This window comes from Novosphingobium anseongense, assembly GCF_037482895.1.
GTDB classification, from domain to species: Bacteria; Pseudomonadota; Alphaproteobacteria; order Sphingomonadales; family Sphingomonadaceae; genus Novosphingobium; species Novosphingobium anseongense.
This window is the reverse complement of the sequence record NZ_JBBHJZ010000002.1, coordinates 561143-578388: the sequence shown is the minus strand read 5'-3', so window position 1 is coordinate 578388 and position 17246 is coordinate 561143. Positions and strand designations below refer to the sequence as shown.

The window sequence follows — 17246 nt, the reverse complement described above, 5'->3', positions numbered from 1 at the left end:
ATCTCTACCAGGAGGAAAAAACGATGACTTCACGCAATCTGCTGCTGGCGAGTGCCGCCGGCCTGGCGCTCTTCGCGTCTCCCGCTTTCGCCGATACGGCCGCCGATGCCGCCACCGGCGTCGACACCGGTGCCGATCAGGTCGATGCCGACAGCCCCAGCCGCGGCGACGTGATCATCGTCACCGCCCGCCGCCGCCAGGAAACCGCGCAGGAAGTGCCGCTGGCGATTTCGGTGATCCGGGGGGACTCGATCGAAGCCACCGGCAATTTCAACGTCGTCAAGCTGCAGCAGCTGGCGCCGACCCTTCAGGTCTACACCTCGAACCCGCGTAACACCTCGGTCAACATCCGCGGCCTCGGCGTGCCGTTCGGTCTGACCAGCGACGGCTTCGAGCAGGGCGTCGGCATCTATGTCGACGACGTCTACAATTCGCGCGTCGCCGCAGCGACCTTCGACTTCCTCGACGTCGACCAAGTCGAAGTGCTGCGCGGCCCGCAGGGCACGCTCTACGGCAAGAACACCACGGCCGGCGCGATCAACATCACGACCAACCAGCCGACCTTCGACTTCGAGGGCCGCGCCGAGCTGACCGCCGGCAACCTCAACTACAAGCAGGGCAAGGCCGCAATCTCGGGCCCGCTGTCGGAAACCGTCGCCGCGCGCATCGCCGTCGCCACGACCAGCCGCCGTGGCGTCTATTACAACACGCGCACGCAGCGCTACATCAACGAGCAGGACAACCTGGGCCTGCGTGGCCAGCTGCTGTTCAAGCCCAGCGAGGATCTCTCGATCACGCTGTCGGGCGACTACAGCCAGCAGGACCCCGAAGGCGTCGGCACGGTGTTCGTGCGCACCGGCCTGACCCAGCGCGCGCTCAACCGCCAGTACGATGCGCTCGTCGCGTCGATCAACGCGGCCAATCCGGGCCGCAACTACGCCGTGCCCAGCCGCAACCCCTATGATCGCCTGACCGATCTCGACAGCAATCTCAACGCCGGCAACAAGATCGGCGGCGCTTCGCTCAAGGTGAAGTGGGACCTGGGTGCCGGTACCCTAACCTCGATCAGCGCCTGGCGCTTCTGGGACTGGAAGCCCGAGAACGATCGTGACTTCACCGGCCTGTCGATCGTCGCCAAGTCGCAGAATCCCTCGCAGCAGAACCAGTACAGCCAGGAATTCCGCTACAACTACACGAGCGACAAGGTCGACTTCGTCGTCGGCCTGTTCGGCTTCAAGCAGCGGATCGACACCCAGGGCACCGAGCAGCAGGGCGCCGACGCCAGCCGCTGGAGCCTGACCGGCGCCCAGGCGGCCGACGCCTCGATCCTCAACGGCCTGACCGCCACCAACACGCAGTTCCTCAAGAGCGAGAGCGTCGCACTCTACGGCCAGGTCAGCTACAAGCTGACCCCCGAACTGACGATCCAGCCCGGCGTGCGCGTCAACTACGACAAGAAGGAAGGCTTCTATCAGCGCGTCGTGACCAACGGCGCGGGCCAGGTCATCAGCTGCAGCCCGGCACCCGCCGCGGGCACCGTCCTGGCCGCGCAGTGCGGCGTCTACCAGCCGCAGTCGACCTCGCCTTCGGTCAGCGACTGGAACTTCAGCTACGATCTGAACGTCAACTACAAGGTCGCGCCCGACGTGCTGGTCTATGCGACCTACGCCAAGAGCTTCAAGACGGTCGGCATCAACCAGAACGGCCTGCCGCTCACCACGGCGAACGTGCCCGACCTTTCGGCCAGCACCGTGAAGCCCGAATCGGTCAACCACTTCGAGATCGGCCTCAAGACCCAGTTCTGGGATCGCAAGGCGACTTTCAACCTCTCGGCCTTCCTGACCGACATCAAGGACTTCCAGGCGACGGTGAACGGTGGCCAGTTCGGCACGGTGCGCGGTTACCTCGCCAATGCGGAGAAGGTGCGTTCGCAGGGTATCGAAGCCGACCTCAAGATCCGCACGAGCGACCGCTTCACCGCCTATGCCAATGCGGCCTACACCGATGCCAAGTACAAGAAGTTCACCAATGCGCCCTGCCCGCCCGAGCTTTCGGGCGGCACCAGCCAGGCGGCCGGCGCCACGCCGGACTATTCGCAGCCTGGCGTCCCCGGTGCGCTGAGCCCGCGTGCCTGCGACATCTCGGGCCAGGGCCTGCCGGGTGTCTCGAAGTACGCGTTCTCCTATGGCGCGGAGTACAACATCCCCGTCAACCTGCTCGACAAGGAAGGCCAGATCTACCTTGGCGTCGACGGCAACTACCGTTCGGACTGGAACTCGAACGCATCGCCCTCGCGCTACACCAAGGTGGAAGGCTATGCCCTGACGAACTTCCGCGCCGGCTTCCGCGGCGACGGCTTCGACGTGTTCGGCTGGGTCCGCAACGCCTTCGACGTCAACTACCTCGAACTGCTCCAGGTCGCTCCCGGCAACGTCGGCCTGATCGCCGGCCAGCCGGGCGACCAGCGCACCTGGGGTGGCACGCTGAAGTTCTCGTTCTAAGGCCCAAGTCTATTTTCGCTTGATGAGCGGCCGGCGACGGGTCAACCCGAGCCGGCCCTCACGAGAGGATATCGATGACGCAGAAGACTGCCCTGATCATCCGGCACGTTCCCTACGAAGGGGTCGCCGGCTACCGCGTGCCGATCGAGGCCGCGGGTTACGACGTCGACCGCATCGACGTGTCCGACGCACGCTTTTCCTCGGTCGACCTGGCCGAGCCCGACCTGCTGATCATGATGGGCGGCCCGATGGGCGTCTACGAGCAGGACAAGTATCCCTGGATCACCTGCCAGCTCGGCCGCCTCGCGCGCCGGCTCGAGGCGAACCGCCCGACCTTGGGCGTCTGCTTCGGCTCGCAGATGATCGCCGCGGCGCTCGGCGCCGAGGTCTATGCCGGCCCGGACTGCGAAGTTGGCTTCCACCCGGTCAGCCTGCACGGCCCCGCGCTCGACGGCCCGCTGCGCCACGTCGCCGAGGTGCCCGTGCTGCACTGGCACGGCGACACCTTCACCCTGCCCGAAAACGTCGAGCTGCTGGCCTCGAGCCCGCTCTACCCGCACCAGGCGTTCCGCCGCGGCAACCACATCCTGGCACTGCAGTTCCACGCCGAGATGGGGCTCGACCCGCGCTTCGAGGCCTGGATCGAAGGCGGCCAGGAAGCGATCGACCGCGCCGGCACGACCGAAGCGCGGCTGCGCGCCGATCACGACGCGCTGGGGCCCGGTGCCGTCGCCGCAGGCCAGCGCATGATCGCCGAGTGGCTCGAAGGCTTCGATTAGGCATACGGCGCATTCCCCCATCCCGCTTTTGCGCTACCGTGGCGGCATGAGCACGATCAGCGCCGACCTTTCGACCACCCCCGCCGACGAAACCCTGACGCTGACGCCGCGCCAGCGGGTCAAGGCGATCGTCGCTGGCTCCACCGGCAATCTCGTCGAGTGGTACGACTTCTACGCCTACGCCTTCACCGCGCTTTATTTCGCCGCGAGCTTCTTTCCCCAGGCCGATCGCACCGCGCAACTGCTCAACAGCGCCGGGATCTATGCGATCGGCTTTCTCGCACGGCCCGTCGGCGGCTGGTTCTTCGGACGCTATGCCGATCGCAAGGGCCGCCGATCGGCGATGCTGCTCTCGGTGCTGCTGATGTGCGGCGGCTCGCTGATCATCGCCGTCCTGCCGACCTATGCCGAGATCGGCGCGGCGGCGCCGGCGCTGCTGCTGGCGGCCCGGCTGCTCCAGGGTTTCTCGCTGGGCGGCGAATACGGCACCAGCGCCACCTACATGAGCGAGGTCGCGATCGCCGGGCGGCGCGGGTTCTATTCGTCGTTCCAGTACGTGACGCTGATCGGCGGCCAGCTCACCGCCGTGCTGGTGGTCTTCGTACTCCAGCTTGTGGTCAGCGAGGCGGCGATCCACGCCTGGGCCTGGCGCGTGCCTTTCGTCATCGGCGCGGTTCTGGCGCTGTCGGCGCTATACCTGCGCCGCGGTCTGCACGAGACCTCGAAAGGCGCCGCCGTCTCGGCCGAAGCGGGCACGATGAAGGGCCTGATGCGCCACCCGCGCGCACTGGTGACCGTGATCGCGCTGACCGCGGGCGGCTCGCTCGGCTTCTACACCTTCACCACCTACATGCAGAAGTACCTCGTCAACACCGCGGGCCTCACGACCAAGGACGCGACCGCGGTGATGACCCTGGCGCTGCTCTGCTTCATGCTCGTCCAACCGCTGTTCGGCCTGCTCTCGGACAAGATCGGGCGGCGCAACATGCTGATCGTCTGGGGACTGCTCGGCACCGCCGCGACCGTGCCGCTGCTCACCGCGATCGGGCAGGTGCGCGATACGACCAGCGCTTTCCTGCTGATCATGGCGGCGATGCTGATCCAGAGCTTCTACACATCGATCTCCGGCCTGTTCAAAGCCGAGCTGTTCCCGATCGAAGTGCGTGCGCTGGGCGTGGGTTTTTCCTACGCCGTGGCCAATGCCGTGTTCGGCGGCTCGGCCGAATATGTCGCGCTGGCCTTCAAGGCCGCGGGCAGCGAGAGCCTGTTCTACTGGTACGCCGCGGGCATGAGTGCGCTGGCGCTGATCACCGCCGTGACCATGCGCGATTCGCGCCGCCATGGAACGTTGAACGACGTTTGATCCACTCCGTGGATACGGCGCCGGCCCACGCCCCCACCCGGCCTCCCAACGATAGTACCCTATGGGAGGTCGGGTGGGGGCGTGGGCCGGTCCCGTGCCGATTCAGCAGAGCCGAATCGAGAAGCTACGCCGCGTCGAGATCCAGATCGGCATTGGCCGCATCGAGCGCGCCACGATCGACGAGATAGCTGCGCACGGTCTGCGACTGCACCTCGTAGCGCGCGGCGATCAGGCCGATGTCGGTACCGCTGCGAAAGGCCTTGAGCACGTCGGCGCCGACCGAATCGAGCTTGCGCTTGCGCGGCTCCTGACGAAGCGGCACCTCATGGCTGATCAGGAAACGACGGATCGTTCCCCAGCCGCAATCGAAATGCTCGGCCAGATCGGCGAAGGATTCGCCCTCGGCATACCTTTGCTTGATGACACCCGCATGCGGCTGCAATCGACGCAGCACAAAACCCTTCATCCCCGCCTCCGTGGCGAAATTCGCACAGTCAGGCGATCGGCCCCCCGCTCACCTGGAACGGACATAGCAGATCGGCCGCGGCAGGGCGACGCAGGATAAGTATAATTACGAGAAGTTCATCTTAGCCGTGACGGCAAAGCCCGATGCCGGCGAAGGGACGAATGGTGCTGCTGGGGAGGATTGAACTCCCGACCTCAGCCTTACCAAGGATGCGCTCTACCACTGAGCTACAGCAGCCAACCATTCGAGTGCGCGGCACCTGGGGCGCCGGGCAGGGGCGCGCTTTGGCCGCGAGCCGGAGCAATGTCAAGCGCTCGCATGCGGATTGCGCCGGCTTGAGCTTTCACGCGGCACACGGCAAGGCGGCGTCATGGTGAAGAAGCCCGAAACGCTCTCGCGCGAAGACCGTCTGGCGGCCAAGCTGCGCGAGAACCTCAAGCGCCGCAAGGTACAGGCGCGCGCGCTCGAGGGCGAAGACAAAGCCGCTCTTCCCAAAGCCCCGCCGAAAAGCTAGGGCCGCCAACTTCCAAGCAGACCTTCCGAAACAGGGAGCGATAGACCTTGCCTCGTCTGATTCTCGTGCGCCACGGCCAGAGCCAGTGGAACCTGGAAAACCGCTTCACCGGCTGGTGGGACGTCGACCTGACGCCCAAGGGCGAGGAAGAAGCCTTTGCCGCGGGCAAGCTGCTCGCCGCCAAGGGCGTTCTGCCCACCGTCGCCTTCACCTCGTTCCAGACGCGCGCGATCAAGACACTGCACCTGGCGCTCGAGGCCGCAGGCCGGCTGTGGATCCCCGAAACCAAGGACTGGCGCCTCAACGAGCGTCACTACGGCGGCCTAACCGGGCTCGACAAGGCCGAGACCGCAGCCAAGCACGGCGAGGATCAGGTCAAGGTCTGGCGCCGCAGCTTCGACATTCCCCCGCCGGTGCTCGACGCCGGCTCGGAGTTCGATCTGGCCAAGGACAATCGCTACGCCGGCATCGCAATCCCCTCGACCGAGAGCCTCAAGGACACGATCGCCCGCGTCCTGCCCTATTACGAGAGCGCGATCGTTCCCGAGCTGCGCAAGGGCGAGACCGTAGTCATCTCGGCGCACGGCAATTCGTTGCGCGCGCTGGTCAAGCACCTGTCGAACATCTCCGATGAAGAGATAACCGGCCTCGAGATCCCGACCGGCCAGCCGATCGTCTATGAGCTCGACGACAACCTGGGCGCGATCGAGCGCTACTACCTCTCGGAGAAGTAGCATGGGCGCTCTCGTCGCTATCGTCATGGGCAGCCAGTCCGACTGGGCGACGATGAGCCGCGCGGCCGAAGCGCTCGAGAAGCTCGGCGTCGACACCGACGTCCGGATCGTCTCGGCGCACCGCACGCCCGACCGCCTGGTCGACTTCGCCAAAGGCGCCGAGACCGCAGGCTTCAAGGTCATCATCGCCGGCGCCGGCGGCGCCGCGCACCTGCCGGGCATGGTCGCGTCGATGACGCACATTCCCGTGCTCGGCGTGCCCGTGCAGTCGAAGGCGCTGTCGGGCCAGGACAGCCTGCTGTCGATCGTGCAGATGCCCGCGGGCATCCCCGTCGGCACCCTGGCGATCGGCGAGGCCGGCGCGACCAATGCCGGACTGCTCGCCGCGGCGATCCTCGCGGGCAACGATCCGGCGCTCGCCGAACGCCTCAAGGCCTATCGCGCGGCGCAGACCCAAGCGGTCGCCGAGCGGCCGTCCTGATCCGATGATCCCGCCGGGCGAGACCATCGGCATCCTCGGTGGCGGCCAGCTCGGCCGGATGCTGGCCATGGCCGCGGCCCAGCTCGGCTATCGCAGCCACGTCTATGCGCCCGAACCCGATTCGATCGCGGCCGAGGTCTGCGGCGGCTTCACCCGCGCCGAATGGGACGATGCCGAGGCCATGGCCCGCTTCGCCGCCGACTGCGCGGTGGTGACCTACGAATTCGAGAACGTACCCGTGCCGCCGCTCGCCGCGCTGGGCACGGTGCCGCTGCTCGCGCACCCGCGCGCGCTCGAGACCGCGCAGGACCGGCTCAACGAGAAGCGCTTCGTCGAGACGCTGGGCGGCAAGCCCGCGCCTTACGCCACCGTCGATTCGACCGAGGATCTCGCCGCGGCGCTCGCGACGATCGGCACGCCCGGCATCCTCAAGACGCGCCGCGACGGTTATGATGGCAAGGGCCAGTGGCGGATCATGACGCCCGCGGACGCGCACGGCCTCGATCTTCCGGACGTGCCGCTGATCTACGAAGGCTTCGTCACGTTCGAAGCCGAATTCTCCGTGATTCTCTGCCGCGGCGCCGATGGCGACATCCGCTACTGGGACAGCGCCGAGAACGTCCACAAGGGCGGCATCCTCGCGCTGTCGACCGTGCCCGCCTCGGCGCTGATCCAGGACCAGCTCGCACATGCGCGCGCGCTGGCACGCCAGGTCGCGGATGCGCTCGACTACGTCGGCGTGCTCACGCTCGAATTCTTCGCGACCGCCGATGGTCCCGTGTTCAACGAGATGGCGCCGCGCGTACACAATTCGGGGCACTGGACGATCGAGGGCGCGGTCACCAGCCAGTTCGAGAACCACGTCCGTGCGATCTGCGGCCTGCCGCTCGGCGACACCGCGCTTGCTGCGCAGCGCGTCGAGATGCGCAACGTCATCGGCGACGCGGCCGAGGACTGGCCCAAGATCCTTTCGGACCCGGCCAACCACCTGCACCTCTACGGCAAGGCCGCGGCGCGGCCGGGCCGCAAGATGGGCCATGTCACGCGCCTGACCTTGTGCTGACGCCGTGACCCAGACGCTGTTCCTGATCTACGCCCGCGCCGCCAACGGCACGATCGGCAAGGACGGCACCCTGCCCTGGCACCTGCCGGCCGATCTCAAGCGCTTCAAGGCAATGACCATCGGCAAACCCATGATCATGGGCCGCAAGACCTTCGAGAGCTTCCCCAAGCCGCTCCCGGGCCGCCGCCACATCGTGCTGACGCGCGACACCGCCTGGCAGGCCGAGGGTGCCGAAGTCGTCCATTCGGTCGATGAAGCGCTGGCCACCGCCGGTGAGGGCGAGGTCGCGGTGATCGGCGGCGCAGAGATCAATGCGCTGTTCCTCGACCGCGCCAACCGCATCGAGCTGACCGAGATCCACGCCGAGGTCGCGGGCGACACCGTCATGCCACCACTCGATGCGTCCTGGCACGAAGCGTTCCGCGAAGAACACGCCGCCGAGGGCGAGCGCCCCGCATTCGCTTTCGTGACGCTGACGCGCGATCTATAGCCCTCGCCAGACATGATTCTCCTCGATCACCGCGACCCCATGCCCGAAAACCTGCGCGGCGCCATTCTCGCGCTGGGCAATTTCGACGGCTTCCATCAGGGCCACCAGGCCGTCATTGGCACGGCGATCGACTGGGCGCGGCGCGAGGGCCGGCCGGCGATCGTCGCGACCTTCTCGCCGCACCCAATGCGCTATTTCCGGCCCGAGACACCGCCGTTCCGGCTGACCCGGCTCGACCAGCGGATGGAGCTGTTCGAGGCGGCCGGAGTCGATGCCGTGCTCGTGTTCTTCTTCGACGCAAGCCTGGCCGAAATGCCCGCCGAGCGCTGGATCGAGGACGTGATCGCGCGCCACATCGGCGCCGCGGGCGTCGTCACCGGCGAGGACTTCACCTTCGGCCAGCGCCGCGGCGGCAACACCGACCTGCTGCGCACGCTGGGCGCCACGGTCGGCGTCACCGCGCGCACGGTCGGCGCGGTCCACGACGCACAGGGCCCGATTTCGTCGAGCCGTATCCGCGCTGCGCTCCAGGCCGGCGACTGCGACGAGGCGGCACGGCTGCTAACGCGGCCTTTCGCGATTCGCGGCACGGTCCAGCACGGCGACAAGCTCGGCCGCACGATCGGCTTTCCCACGGCCAATGTCGACGTCGGCGACTATCTGCGCCCGCGATACGGCATCTATGCGGTTACCGGCCTGCTGCCCGACGGGCGCCGCGTCGGTGGCGCGGCGAACCTCGGCATAAGGCCCAGCTTCGACCCGCCCAAGGAACTGCTCGAGCCCTATTTCTTCGACTTTTCCGGCGATCTCTACGACCAGGAAATCGAAGTTGCGTTCCATTCCTTCCTGCGGCCGGAAGCCAAGTTCGACAGCCTCGAAGAGCTCACCGCGCAGATCGCACGCGACTGCGACGAGGCGCGCACCAGGCTGGCTCCTCTCGCACTCTGATTCTTAACGGCAAAGAGCCGTTCATACGTGCAGCGCGGACTTCCCTCCTTAACCACTTTCCTTTAACGGCGGCCGGTCATGAGCGAGCGCGACTACAGATCGACCGTCTTCCTTCCGAAGACCGATTTCCCTATGAAGGCCGGGCTTCCGCAAAAGGAGCCGGGCATTCTTGCGCGCTGGCAGGAGCAGGACCTCTACGGCCAGCTGCGCGACGCGCGCCGCGGCCGCGAGAAGTTCATCCTCCACGACGGCCCGCCCTATGCCAACGGCGACATGCACATCGGCCATGCGCTCAACCATATTCTCAAGGACATGGTCGTGCGTACGCAGAGCCTGCTCGGCAAGGATGCGCCCTACGTGCCCGGCTGGGACTGCCACGGCCTGCCGATCGAGTGGAAGGTCGAGGAACAGTACCGCAAGAAGAAGCTCGACAAGGATCAGGTCGATCCCGTCGAGTTCCGTGCCGAATGCCGCGCCTATGCGCAGCAGTGGGTCGACAAGCAGCGCGAGCAGCTCAAGCGCCTGGGCATCAACGGGGACTGGGACAATCCCTACCTGACGATGGACTTCCAGGCCGAGGCGACGATTGTCACCGAGCTGCTGAAGTTCGCCGAGACCGGCCAGCTCTATCGCGGCGCCAAGCCGGTCATGTGGTCGCCGGTCGAGAAGACCGCGCTGGCCGAGGCCGAGGTCGAATACGAGGACATCACCTCGACCCAGATCGACGTCGCCTTCGAAGTGATCGACGCGCCCGAATGCACCGAACTGGTCGGCGCCAAGGCCGTGATCTGGACGACCACGCCCTGGACGATCCCGGCCAACCAGGGCATCGCCTATGGCGCGCCGATCGACTACCTGCTGATCTCCGTTCCCGGCCGCGACGATCGCTACATCGTCTCCGAGCCGCTGGTCGACGCCTTCCTCAAGCGCATCGGCGCCGAAGGCTTCAAGATGGAGATGTACGTCAAGGGCCCGCTGCTCGAAGGCGCCACCGCGCGCCATCCGATGCATGCTCTCGGCGGTTTCTTCGCCAAGCCCCGACCCTTCCTCAACGGCAGCGACTTCGTCACGACCGAGAGCGGCACGGGCCTCGTCCACATGGCGCCCGACCACGGCGAGGACGACTTCCTGCTCTGCAAGAAGCACGGCATCGATCCGGTCTTCGCAGTCGAGGGCGACGGCAAGTACAAGCCCGAATGGCTCTGGCTCGGCGGCCAGGGTTCGGTGATCAATCCCAAGTTCAACGCGCCCGACGGCCCGATCTGCTCGGACCTGCGCGAATCCGGCGGGCTGCTGTCCGCCTCGGCCGACTACAAGCATTCGTACCCGCATTCGTGGCGCTCGAAGGCCAAGGTCATCTACCGCTGCACGCCGCAGTGGTTCGTGCCGATGGACCGCGAATCCGATGCCCTGGTCCGCAGCGACGAGCGCTATGCCCTGCTTGACGAGGTCATGCCGCCGACGCTTCGCCAGGTCGCCAAGGACGCGATCGCCGACACGCGCTTCGTGCCCGAGAAGGGCCGCAACCGCATCGGCGCCATGGTCGAGGGCCGGCCCGACTGGGTGCTGAGCCGCCAGCGCGCCTGGGGCGTGCCGATCACCTTGTTCGTCGATCGCAAGACCGGCGTCTATCTGGCCGACCCCGCGGTCAACGCGCGGATCATCGCCGGCGTGCTAGCTGGCGGCGTCGACGCCTGGTCCGACGCGCGCGCGCAGGAATACCTCGGCGCAGACTATAAGGCCGAGGACTACGAGCGCGTTGCCGACATTCTCGACGTCTGGTTCGATTCGGGTTCGACCCACGCCTTCGTGCTCGAGAGCGGCCGCTGGCCAGACCTGCAGCGCCCCGAAGGCTATACGGGCCCGCCGGCCGACCTCTATCTCGAAGGCTCGGACCAGCATCGCGGCTGGTTCCAGTCCTCGCTGCTCGAGTCCTGCGCGACGCGCGGCCATGCGCCGTACAAGGCGGTGCTGACCCACGGCTTCACGATGGACCAGAAGGGCATGAAGATGTCCAAGTCGCTGGGCAACACCATCGATCCGATCAAGGTCATGGAGACCAACGGCGCCGACATCATCCGCCTCTGGGCGCTGTCGGTCGACTATACCGAGGACCACCGCATCGGTGACGAGATTCTCAAGGGCGTCGCCGACCAGTACCGCAAGCTGCGCAACACCTTCCGCTACCTGCTGGGCGCACTCGACAGCTTCGACGAGAGCGAACGCCTGGCCGTCGACGAGATGCCCGAGCTCGAGCGCTATGCGCTGCACCGGCTGTGGCAGCTCGACGGCGACCTGCGCGTCGCGGTCGCCGAGTTCGATTTCAACACCTATGTCCGCAGGCTCAGCGAGTTCTGCAACGAGGACCTTTCGGCCTTCTTCTTCGATATCCGCAAGGACAGCCTCTACTGCGACGCGGCGACCGATCCCAAGCGCCGCGCCTACCGCACTGTGCTCGACCTGCTGTTCCACGCGCTGGTCCGCTATGCTGCGCCGGTGCTGGTCTTCACCGCCGAGGAAGTCTGGCAGGCGCGTTATCCCGACCAGGGCAGTGTCCACGTGCTAGAATGGCCCGAACTGCCGGTGTTCACCGACGAAGGTCTGGCCGGAAAGTGGGAAGAGCTGCGCGCGCTGCGCGCCCAGGTGCTCGAGGCGATCGAGCCGCTGCGCCGCGAGAAGGTGCTCGGTTCGGGACTGGAAGCGAACGTCACGGTGCCCGAGAGCGCGCCCGAAGCCGATCTCGCCGAACTGTTCATCACCGCGAAAGTCACGCGCGCGCAGGGCGAAGGCGTGACCGTCACCCGCTCCGACAACCACAAGTGCGGCCGCTGCTGGCGCTTGCTTCCCGAAGTCAAGGAAGACGGCGATCTCTGCGATCGCTGCGACGACGTGGTCGAAGGACCGGACGCCGCGGCATGAGCGCGCCGCTACCGAATGTGACAAAACGGCGCGCGATCGCGCTGATCGTCGCGGCGCTGGTCTTCGGCGTCGACCAGTGGGTCAAGATGCTGATGCTCGGCGAATTCGCCCTTCCCGACGTCGGCCAGATCTATGTCCTGCCGTTCTTCAACCTGACCTGGACCGAGAACTACGGCGTCTCGCTCGGCATGCTGACCGCGCAATCGGTCGAGATGCGCTATTTGCTTGTGGCGCTGACCAGCCTGATCTCGCTCGTGGTCCTCGTTTGGATGATGCGCGAGAAGGCCTGGCCCGAACTGCTGGGACTTGCCTTCGTACTCGGCGGTGCCATCGGTAACATCCGCGACCGCTTCACGCGTGGTTACGTGATCGACTATGCGGACTTTCACATCGACGGATTCCGCCCCTTCCTGATCTTCAACATCGCCGACGCCGCCATCACCATCGGCGTCCTGATTATCCTTGCCCGGTCCCTGTTTTCGCGCGAGAAGCCGAAGCCCGAGACCGAGCAGGCCGCTCCGGAGAGCTAAGACATGCGCAAGACCACCGCCCTTATTTGTGTCGCGACCGCTTCGGCGCTGCTCGCCGGCTGTGGCGGCGGCGGGCTGCTCAACCGCGACCGGCCCGACGAATTCGCCGTCCAGCGCCAGTCGCCGCTGGTGGTCCCGCCCGATTTCGCGCTGACCCCGCCGCAGCAGGGTGCGCCGCGCCCGGTCGACGGTGGCACCCGTCAGCAGACGCTCGACGCGCTGTTCGGCGGCCCGGCCGCGCGCAGCGACATCGAGAAGAACACGATCGGCCGCGCCGGCAGTGCCGCGCCGGGCATCCGTTCGAACGTGGGCGACAATCAGACCAACACCGTCGCCAAGGGCGAAGTCACGCGCGACATCCTCGCCGCGCCGCAGGGCGACGGCCGCGAGGCTCAGGCCGGCCTCGGCGCGAGCTGAGCGGCGGGCCGGTCGCAACCGGCCGCCTGCCTTCCCGCGACAATTCGCGACCATTTCCCAAATTGCGCGTCCGCCGCACCTGCGCCATTCGCATGCGCAGGCGGGCTCTTCCGCCTTGGGAAGACGATGACATGAAACATGTGACGATGGCCGCGGCAGCGCTGGCCGTGGGTCTCGCCGGCGTGGCCCAAGCCCAGGCGTTTCAAGATCCCTGGGGCGACGCCACCGTCGCGCGCGCCGACGAGGAAGCCAAGGCCGGCGAGCGCTTCGCCGTGGCCGACGCGAACCACGACGGCGCGATCTCGACCGACGAGCTCGAAGCCGCTTCGCAAGGCCAGCGCGGCCCCAATGGCGATCGAGGGGGCGGCGGCGGTCTGCGCCGCGCCGATGCCAACGAGGACGGCAAGATCACCAAGGACGAGTTCGTCTCCGCGCAACTGCGTCGCTTCGACATGCAGGACGCGAACAAGGATGGCCAATTGACCAGGGCCGAACGCGATGCCGCGCGGGCCGCGCGCATGCGCAACGGCGGCGGTGGCTGGGGCGGACCGCCGCCGGGGCAGTGATTCATCCGATTCGGATCGATCACTATAAACGCGCGATCTCCAGGACATCGGGCTTAAACCAGGGCTGGCGGTGACGTTCTGTTAACTGGGCGCCTGCCGGATGCCATGTTCCGATGCCGGGCGCCCAAACCTCCGCTACATTCAGCTCCAGCGGAACAGGCGCTCGAGCAGGCTTGGTTCTTCCATCGGCCGGATCGGTCCGTGCACCTTGCGGCGCATGCTCGGATCCAGGCTCTGGCGTGGCTTTGCCCATCGATCCGACAGGCCGCTGTGCATGCTGTAATTGGACATCGGAGCCTCCCTCATCGGATGCCCCTCCCGCAATCCGGCTAAGCTATCGTCAATCCCGCGCCGCGATAATACCTGGCGCTGGCCCGAGGTTCCCGGTCCGCAAAAGAAAAGGGCGGGCCCAGCGGACCCGCCCTTCGCAAAGCTCTGAATTGTGTCAGTTCGCGCGCGGCGCCGCGGCCGAAGCATTCTCGGGCAGGCCGCCGAGCTGGGTGACCAGCTTGGTGTAGGCGTCGAGGTAGGCGAGCACGATGATCTGGCCGATCGCGGTATCCTGATAGCCGCCGCCGCCGGCACCGGCGAAGGTACCCCAGAACGAGCCGCCGCCACCGCCGCCGCCGAAGCTGACGTCGGACTTGCGGGCATAACCCTCGGTCAGCGCCTCTTCCTCGGTGGTACGGGCGTTGACGATCGAGAGCGTCACGTTGGCCTCGCCCTTCTTGACCGAGATTCCGCCGGCGATCGCGCCGAAGCCGCGACCGAACAGGCCACCGCCGATCGAACCGAGCACGGCGCCGGCACCGCCGCCGCCCGAATTGCGGTTGGCCGAGACGATGTTCGGCTCGAGAAAATAGTCGGCCGCACGGACCTGGCCGCGGCCGAGGTTCGAGCCCTTCTGCAGTTCGCCGTCATCGGCGAGCGCACGCTCCATCGCGCGGCTCTGCATCGAACGGCCGCGATTGACGAGCGTGAAGCAGCCCGACTGCTGGACGAAGACGCGCAGGATCTGCTCGGGGCTGCCGAGGTTGAATTCGCGCCACCACTGGTTGTCGGGCTCGACGATCGCGAGCGCGCCGAGACGGCGGCTGCAGCGCGGGATCTCCTGGGTTTCGCGGCTCTGCTGCTGGCGCGCCGACGAACCCTTGGTGTCCTTGGCCCCAGCGACCGAACCCATGCCGAGGGCAAGAGCAAGCGCAGCCACCCCACAGACGAATTTCTTCATCAATTCAACTCCTTGCATGGGCACAGTGGCCCATTTCGGGCCAAAGCCCTTACCCCGAATACCGATAGATGCTGAGCGCCCGTTTCGCCGGTCATAGCCCGCTTTGGGCGCCGCGCAAATGTGGAAATATCAGTACCCTGCGACCGATCTACGCCGCCGTCGCGCGACCGACCGGCATGTTGTCGATGAGCCGCGCGCGACCGATGCGGGCGGCGACGAACAGACGCGCATCGCCCTGTGCCAAGGTCGTGCGGAGTGCCAGGCTCTCGGGATCGCGCAGTGCGACATAGTCGATCGCGGCGAAGCCGCCGCCGAGCAGTTCGGCCTCGATCACCGCCAGGGTGGGCGCTGGATCCGCGCCCGCTTCGAGCGCCGCGATCGCCGCGCGCATCGCCCGCGGCAGCGCTGCGGCCTGGGCGCGCTCCTGGGACGTGAGGTAGCCGTTGCGCGAGCTCATCGCCAAGCCGTCGGCCTCACGCACCGTCGCGACGCCGTGGATCGCATCGGCATAGGGCGCGATCAGATCGAGATCGCGCGCCATGCGGCGGATCACCGCGAGCTGCTGCCAGTCCTTCTCGCCGAAGAAGGCGAGGTCGGGGCGCACCTGGTTGAACAGCTTGCAGACCACCGTCGCGACGCCATCGAAATGGCCGGGCCGCGCCGCGCCGCAGAGCTCCTCGCTGACGCCCGAGACAGAGACGTTGGTGGCATAGCCGGCCGGGTACATCGCCTCTACCGTTGGCGCCCAGACCAGCGACACGCCCTCGCGGCCAAGCAGTTCGAGATCGCGCTCGCGCGGCCGCGGATAGGCGTCGAGATCCTCGCCGACACCGAACTGGCGCGGATTGACGAAGATCGAGGCGACGACGTGCGCCGCCCGCGCCTTCGCTTCACGCACGAGAGTCAGATGACCTTCGTGCAGCGCCCCCATCGTCGGCACCAGCGCCACCGGCCCATCGGCGCGCAGTCCCTCTACGGCACGGCGCAGTGGATCAAGCTGGTCGACGGTTTGCATGGGCCCTGCCCCTCCGATAAGAGTCGTGGAACGGCTCGCTCTGCCAGCGTGTTGGGCAGATGGCCATAACCGTTTCGCAGGCAACAGTTTTAGAAAGAATACCGTGGCTCCTCATCGCATCGTCTTCGCCAATGAGAAGGGTGGCACCGGCAAGTCGACCACCGCCGTGCACGTCGCCGTCGCGCTCGCCTACCAGGGTGCCAAGGTCGCCGCGATCGATCTCGATCCGCGCCAGCGCACGCTGCATCGCTATCTCGAGAACCGCGCCGAGACGGTCCGCCGCCGCGACATCGACCTACCGACCCCGCGCTTCGACGTGTTCAACGGCGCCGAAACCGGAGCCGGCGTGGAAGCGCTCGAAGCCCTGGCCAGCGAAGTCGGCGAAGGCATGGACTTCCTGCTGTTCGACACGCCCGGCCGCGACGATCCCTTCGCGCGCCACGTCGCGACGACCGCCGACACGCTGGTGACCCCGCTCAACGACAGCTTCGTCGACTTCGACCTGATCGGCCAGGTCGATGCCGAGACCTTCAAGGTCCGCCGCCTGTCGTTCTATGCCGAGCTGATCTGGGAAGCGCGCAAGAAGCGCGCGATGGCCACGATCAAGGACCAGCGCCGCGAGATGGACTGGGTTGTCGTGCGCAACCGCACGGGCTTCACCGAAGCGCGCAACATGCGCCGCATCGAACAGGCGCTGACCGAGCTGTCGAAGCGCGTCGGCTTCCGCGTCACGGGCGGCCTGTCCGAGCGCGTGATCTACCGCGAGCTGTTCCCCTCGGGGCTGACCCTGCTCGACAAGGGCCATCTCGGCGAGCTCGGCACCAGCCATCTCGTCGCCCGCCAAGAGCTTCGCCAGCTGATCGCCGGGCTCAACCTGCCGACCCCCGCGCAACGCCAGAAGGAACTGGCGCTCGCCGAGCCGGCGTGAGCCCCAGGCCATGAAATTCCTCGTCCTCATCGCGCTCGGCGTGCTGGCTTTTCGCTTGGTCGCAGGGCGCTGGCCTTGGGAACCACGCCGTGTTCCCACGCGTTCCGGGGCCAAACAAGCTCGCGTCCTGCTCGGGGTAGGCGAGGGCGCCAGCCGAGAACAGATCATCGAAGCGCACCGGCGGCTCGTCACCCAGGTCCATCCGGACAAGGGCGGGACGAGCGAGCTGATGCATGAGGCCAATTCTGCGCGCGACCTGCTGCTTGCCGAGCTGCCGGTCCGCTAAGGACTAGGAGCAGCA

General features: G+C 66.9%; 19 protein-coding genes and 1 tRNA gene. 15 read left to right on the top strand and 5 right to left on the bottom strand.

The genetic code is table 11. The annotated features are described in order from the left end of the window. Window positions 1-23 precede the first annotated feature (23 nt). The 3 genes from WG901_RS11530 (at window position 24) to WG901_RS11520 (ending at window position 4643) form a co-directional block, all read left to right on the top strand. Window positions 24-2501: a TonB-dependent receptor gene (locus WG901_RS11530; RefSeq protein WP_339587211.1), complete on the top strand. Its 2478-nt coding sequence runs from the start codon at window positions 24-26 to the stop codon at window positions 2499-2501. 74 nt (window positions 2502-2575) lie between these two features. Then, the gene (locus WG901_RS11525) at window positions 2576-3280 is read left to right on the top strand and encodes a glutamine amidotransferase (protein ID WP_339587210.1); all 705 of its coding nucleotides are present in this window, start codon (window positions 2576-2578) and stop codon (window positions 3278-3280) included. A 46-nt stretch (window positions 3281-3326) separates the two neighbouring features. Then, window positions 3327-4643, top strand: coding sequence for an MFS family transporter (locus WG901_RS11520; protein WP_339587209.1), 1317 nt, complete (start codon window positions 3327-3329; stop codon window positions 4641-4643). Between the two features lie 124 nt (window positions 4644-4767). Here the strand turns inward: WG901_RS11520 and WG901_RS11515 are convergent, their stop codons facing one another. Then, on the bottom strand, window positions 4768-5109 hold the full coding sequence (locus WG901_RS11515; protein ID WP_339587208.1) for a hypothetical protein: 342 nt from the start codon (window positions 5107-5109) through the stop codon (window positions 4768-4770). A gap of 162 nt (window positions 5110-5271) precedes the next feature. Beyond that, window positions 5272-5346, bottom strand: a tRNA-Thr gene (locus WG901_RS11510). 133 nt (window positions 5347-5479) lie between these two features. On the opposite strand from WG901_RS11510, the gene WG901_RS11505 reads away from it, so the two are divergent. The 10 genes from WG901_RS11505 (at window position 5480) to WG901_RS11460 (ending at window position 13771) form a co-directional block, all read left to right on the top strand. Then, entirely contained in the window at window positions 5480-5623 is a 144-nt protein-coding gene (locus WG901_RS11505; RefSeq protein WP_339587207.1) for a hypothetical protein, read from the top strand. A 47-nt stretch (window positions 5624-5670) separates the two neighbouring features. Next, window positions 5671-6357, top strand: coding sequence for a 2,3-diphosphoglycerate-dependent phosphoglycerate mutase (gene gpmA / locus WG901_RS11500; protein WP_339587206.1), 687 nt, complete (start codon window positions 5671-5673; stop codon window positions 6355-6357). Between the two features lies 1 nt (window position 6358). Then, window positions 6359-6838, top strand: coding sequence for a 5-(carboxyamino)imidazole ribonucleotide mutase (purE, locus tag WG901_RS11495; RefSeq protein WP_339587205.1), 480 nt, complete (start codon window positions 6359-6361; stop codon window positions 6836-6838). Between the two features lie 4 nt (window positions 6839-6842). Beyond that, a complete protein-coding gene (locus WG901_RS11490; protein ID WP_339587204.1) occupies window positions 6843-7901 on the top strand; it encodes a 5-(carboxyamino)imidazole ribonucleotide synthase in 1059 nt (352 codons plus the stop codon). A 4-nt stretch (window positions 7902-7905) separates the two neighbouring features. After that, window positions 7906-8391 (top strand): dihydrofolate reductase, encoded by a 486-nt coding sequence (locus tag WG901_RS11485; protein WP_339587203.1) that lies wholly within the window; start codon window positions 7906-7908, stop codon window positions 8389-8391. A gap of 12 nt (window positions 8392-8403) precedes the next feature. Next, a complete protein-coding gene (locus tag WG901_RS11480; RefSeq protein ID WP_339587202.1) occupies window positions 8404-9339 on the top strand; it encodes a bifunctional riboflavin kinase/FAD synthetase in 936 nt (311 codons plus the stop codon). Window positions 9340-9417: 78 nt separating this feature from the next. Continuing rightward, entirely contained in the window at window positions 9418-12258 is a 2841-nt protein-coding gene (ileS, locus tag WG901_RS11475; RefSeq protein WP_339587201.1) for an isoleucine--tRNA ligase, read from the top strand. Further along, entirely contained in the window at window positions 12255-12788 is a 534-nt protein-coding gene (gene lspA, locus WG901_RS11470; protein ID WP_339587200.1) for a signal peptidase II, read from the top strand. The genes ileS and lspA overlap by 4 nt, the downstream gene beginning before the upstream one ends. Window positions 12789-12791: 3 nt before the next feature. Next, window positions 12792-13205 (top strand): DUF3035 domain-containing protein, encoded by a 414-nt coding sequence (locus tag WG901_RS11465; RefSeq protein ID WP_339587199.1) that lies wholly within the window; start codon window positions 12792-12794, stop codon window positions 13203-13205. Between the two features lie 131 nt (window positions 13206-13336). Further along, a complete protein-coding gene (locus WG901_RS11460) occupies window positions 13337-13771 on the top strand; it encodes an EF-hand domain-containing protein (RefSeq protein ID WP_339587198.1) in 435 nt (144 codons plus the stop codon). A 141-nt stretch (window positions 13772-13912) separates the two neighbouring features. Here the strand turns inward: WG901_RS11460 and WG901_RS11455 are convergent, their stop codons facing one another. The 3 genes from WG901_RS11455 to panC all read right to left on the bottom strand — a co-directional run bounded on the left by WG901_RS11455 (window position 13913) and on the right by panC (window position 16017). Then, window positions 13913-14062, bottom strand: a complete 150-nt coding sequence (locus WG901_RS11455; protein ID WP_339587197.1) for a hypothetical protein — start codon at window positions 14060-14062, stop codon at window positions 13913-13915. Between the two features lie 154 nt (window positions 14063-14216). Next, complete coding sequence (locus tag WG901_RS11450; RefSeq protein ID WP_417603053.1) at window positions 14217-14954, bottom strand: CsgG/HfaB family protein; 738 nt, start codon at window positions 14952-14954, stop codon at window positions 14217-14219. 196 nt (window positions 14955-15150) lie between these two features. Then, window positions 15151-16017, bottom strand: a complete 867-nt coding sequence (panC, locus tag WG901_RS11445) for a pantoate--beta-alanine ligase (RefSeq protein ID WP_339587195.1) — start codon at window positions 16015-16017, stop codon at window positions 15151-15153. Window positions 16018-16120: 103 nt separating this feature from the next. Between panC and WG901_RS11440 the strand changes: the two genes are divergently transcribed. Together WG901_RS11440 and WG901_RS11435 are read left to right on the top strand one after the other, a co-directional pair. Continuing rightward, window positions 16121-16945 carry a division plane positioning ATPase MipZ gene (locus tag WG901_RS11440; protein WP_339587194.1) on the top strand — a complete coding sequence of 275 codons (825 nt, stop codon included), beginning with the start codon at window positions 16121-16123 and terminating at the stop codon, window positions 16943-16945. A gap of 10 nt (window positions 16946-16955) precedes the next feature. Next, on the top strand, window positions 16956-17231 hold the full coding sequence (locus WG901_RS11435) for a J domain-containing protein (protein WP_339587193.1): 276 nt from the start codon (window positions 16956-16958) through the stop codon (window positions 17229-17231). The last annotated feature ends 15 nt before the right edge of the window (window positions 17232-17246 follow it).

Bases quoted from the DNA above. Each gene is read 5' to 3' on its own strand.
- ileS (WP_339587201.1), top strand. From the start codon at position 9,418: ATGAGCGAGCGCGACTACAGATCGACCGTCTTCCTTCCGAAGACCGAT.
- purE (WP_339587205.1), top strand. From the start codon at position 6,359: ATGGGCGCTCTCGTCGCTATCGTCATGGGCAGCCAGTCCGACTGGGCG.
- WG901_RS11480 (WP_339587202.1), top strand. From the start codon at position 8,404: ATGATTCTCCTCGATCACCGCGACCCCATGCCCGAAAACCTGCGCGGC.
- lspA (WP_339587200.1), top strand. From the start codon at position 12,255: ATGAGCGCGCCGCTACCGAATGTGACAAAACGGCGCGCGATCGCGCTG.
- WG901_RS11460 (WP_339587198.1), top strand. From the start codon at position 13,337: ATGAAACATGTGACGATGGCCGCGGCAGCGCTGGCCGTGGGTCTCGCC.
- WG901_RS11515 (WP_339587208.1), bottom strand. From the start codon at position 5,109: ATGAAGGGTTTTGTGCTGCGTCGATTGCAGCCGCATGCGGGTGTCATC.
- WG901_RS11505 (WP_339587207.1), top strand. From the start codon at position 5,480: ATGGTGAAGAAGCCCGAAACGCTCTCGCGCGAAGACCGTCTGGCGGCC.
- WG901_RS11490 (WP_339587204.1), top strand. From the start codon at position 6,843: ATGATCCCGCCGGGCGAGACCATCGGCATCCTCGGTGGCGGCCAGCTC.
- WG901_RS11450 (WP_417603053.1), bottom strand. From the start codon at position 14,954: ATGGGTTCGGTCGCTGGGGCCAAGGACACCAAGGGTTCGTCGGCGCGC.
- WG901_RS11530 (WP_339587211.1), top strand. From the start codon at position 24: ATGACTTCACGCAATCTGCTGCTGGCGAGTGCCGCCGGCCTGGCGCTC.
- WG901_RS11520 (WP_339587209.1), top strand. From the start codon at position 3,327: ATGAGCACGATCAGCGCCGACCTTTCGACCACCCCCGCCGACGAAACC.
- panC (WP_339587195.1), bottom strand. From the start codon at position 16,017: ATGCAAACCGTCGACCAGCTTGATCCACTGCGCCGTGCCGTAGAGGGA.
- WG901_RS11435 (WP_339587193.1), top strand. From the start codon at position 16,956: ATGAAATTCCTCGTCCTCATCGCGCTCGGCGTGCTGGCTTTTCGCTTG.
- WG901_RS11455 (WP_339587197.1), bottom strand. From the start codon at position 14,062: ATGTCCAATTACAGCATGCACAGCGGCCTGTCGGATCGATGGGCAAAG.
- WG901_RS11465 (WP_339587199.1), top strand. From the start codon at position 12,792: ATGCGCAAGACCACCGCCCTTATTTGTGTCGCGACCGCTTCGGCGCTG.
- WG901_RS11525 (WP_339587210.1), top strand. From the start codon at position 2,576: ATGACGCAGAAGACTGCCCTGATCATCCGGCACGTTCCCTACGAAGGG.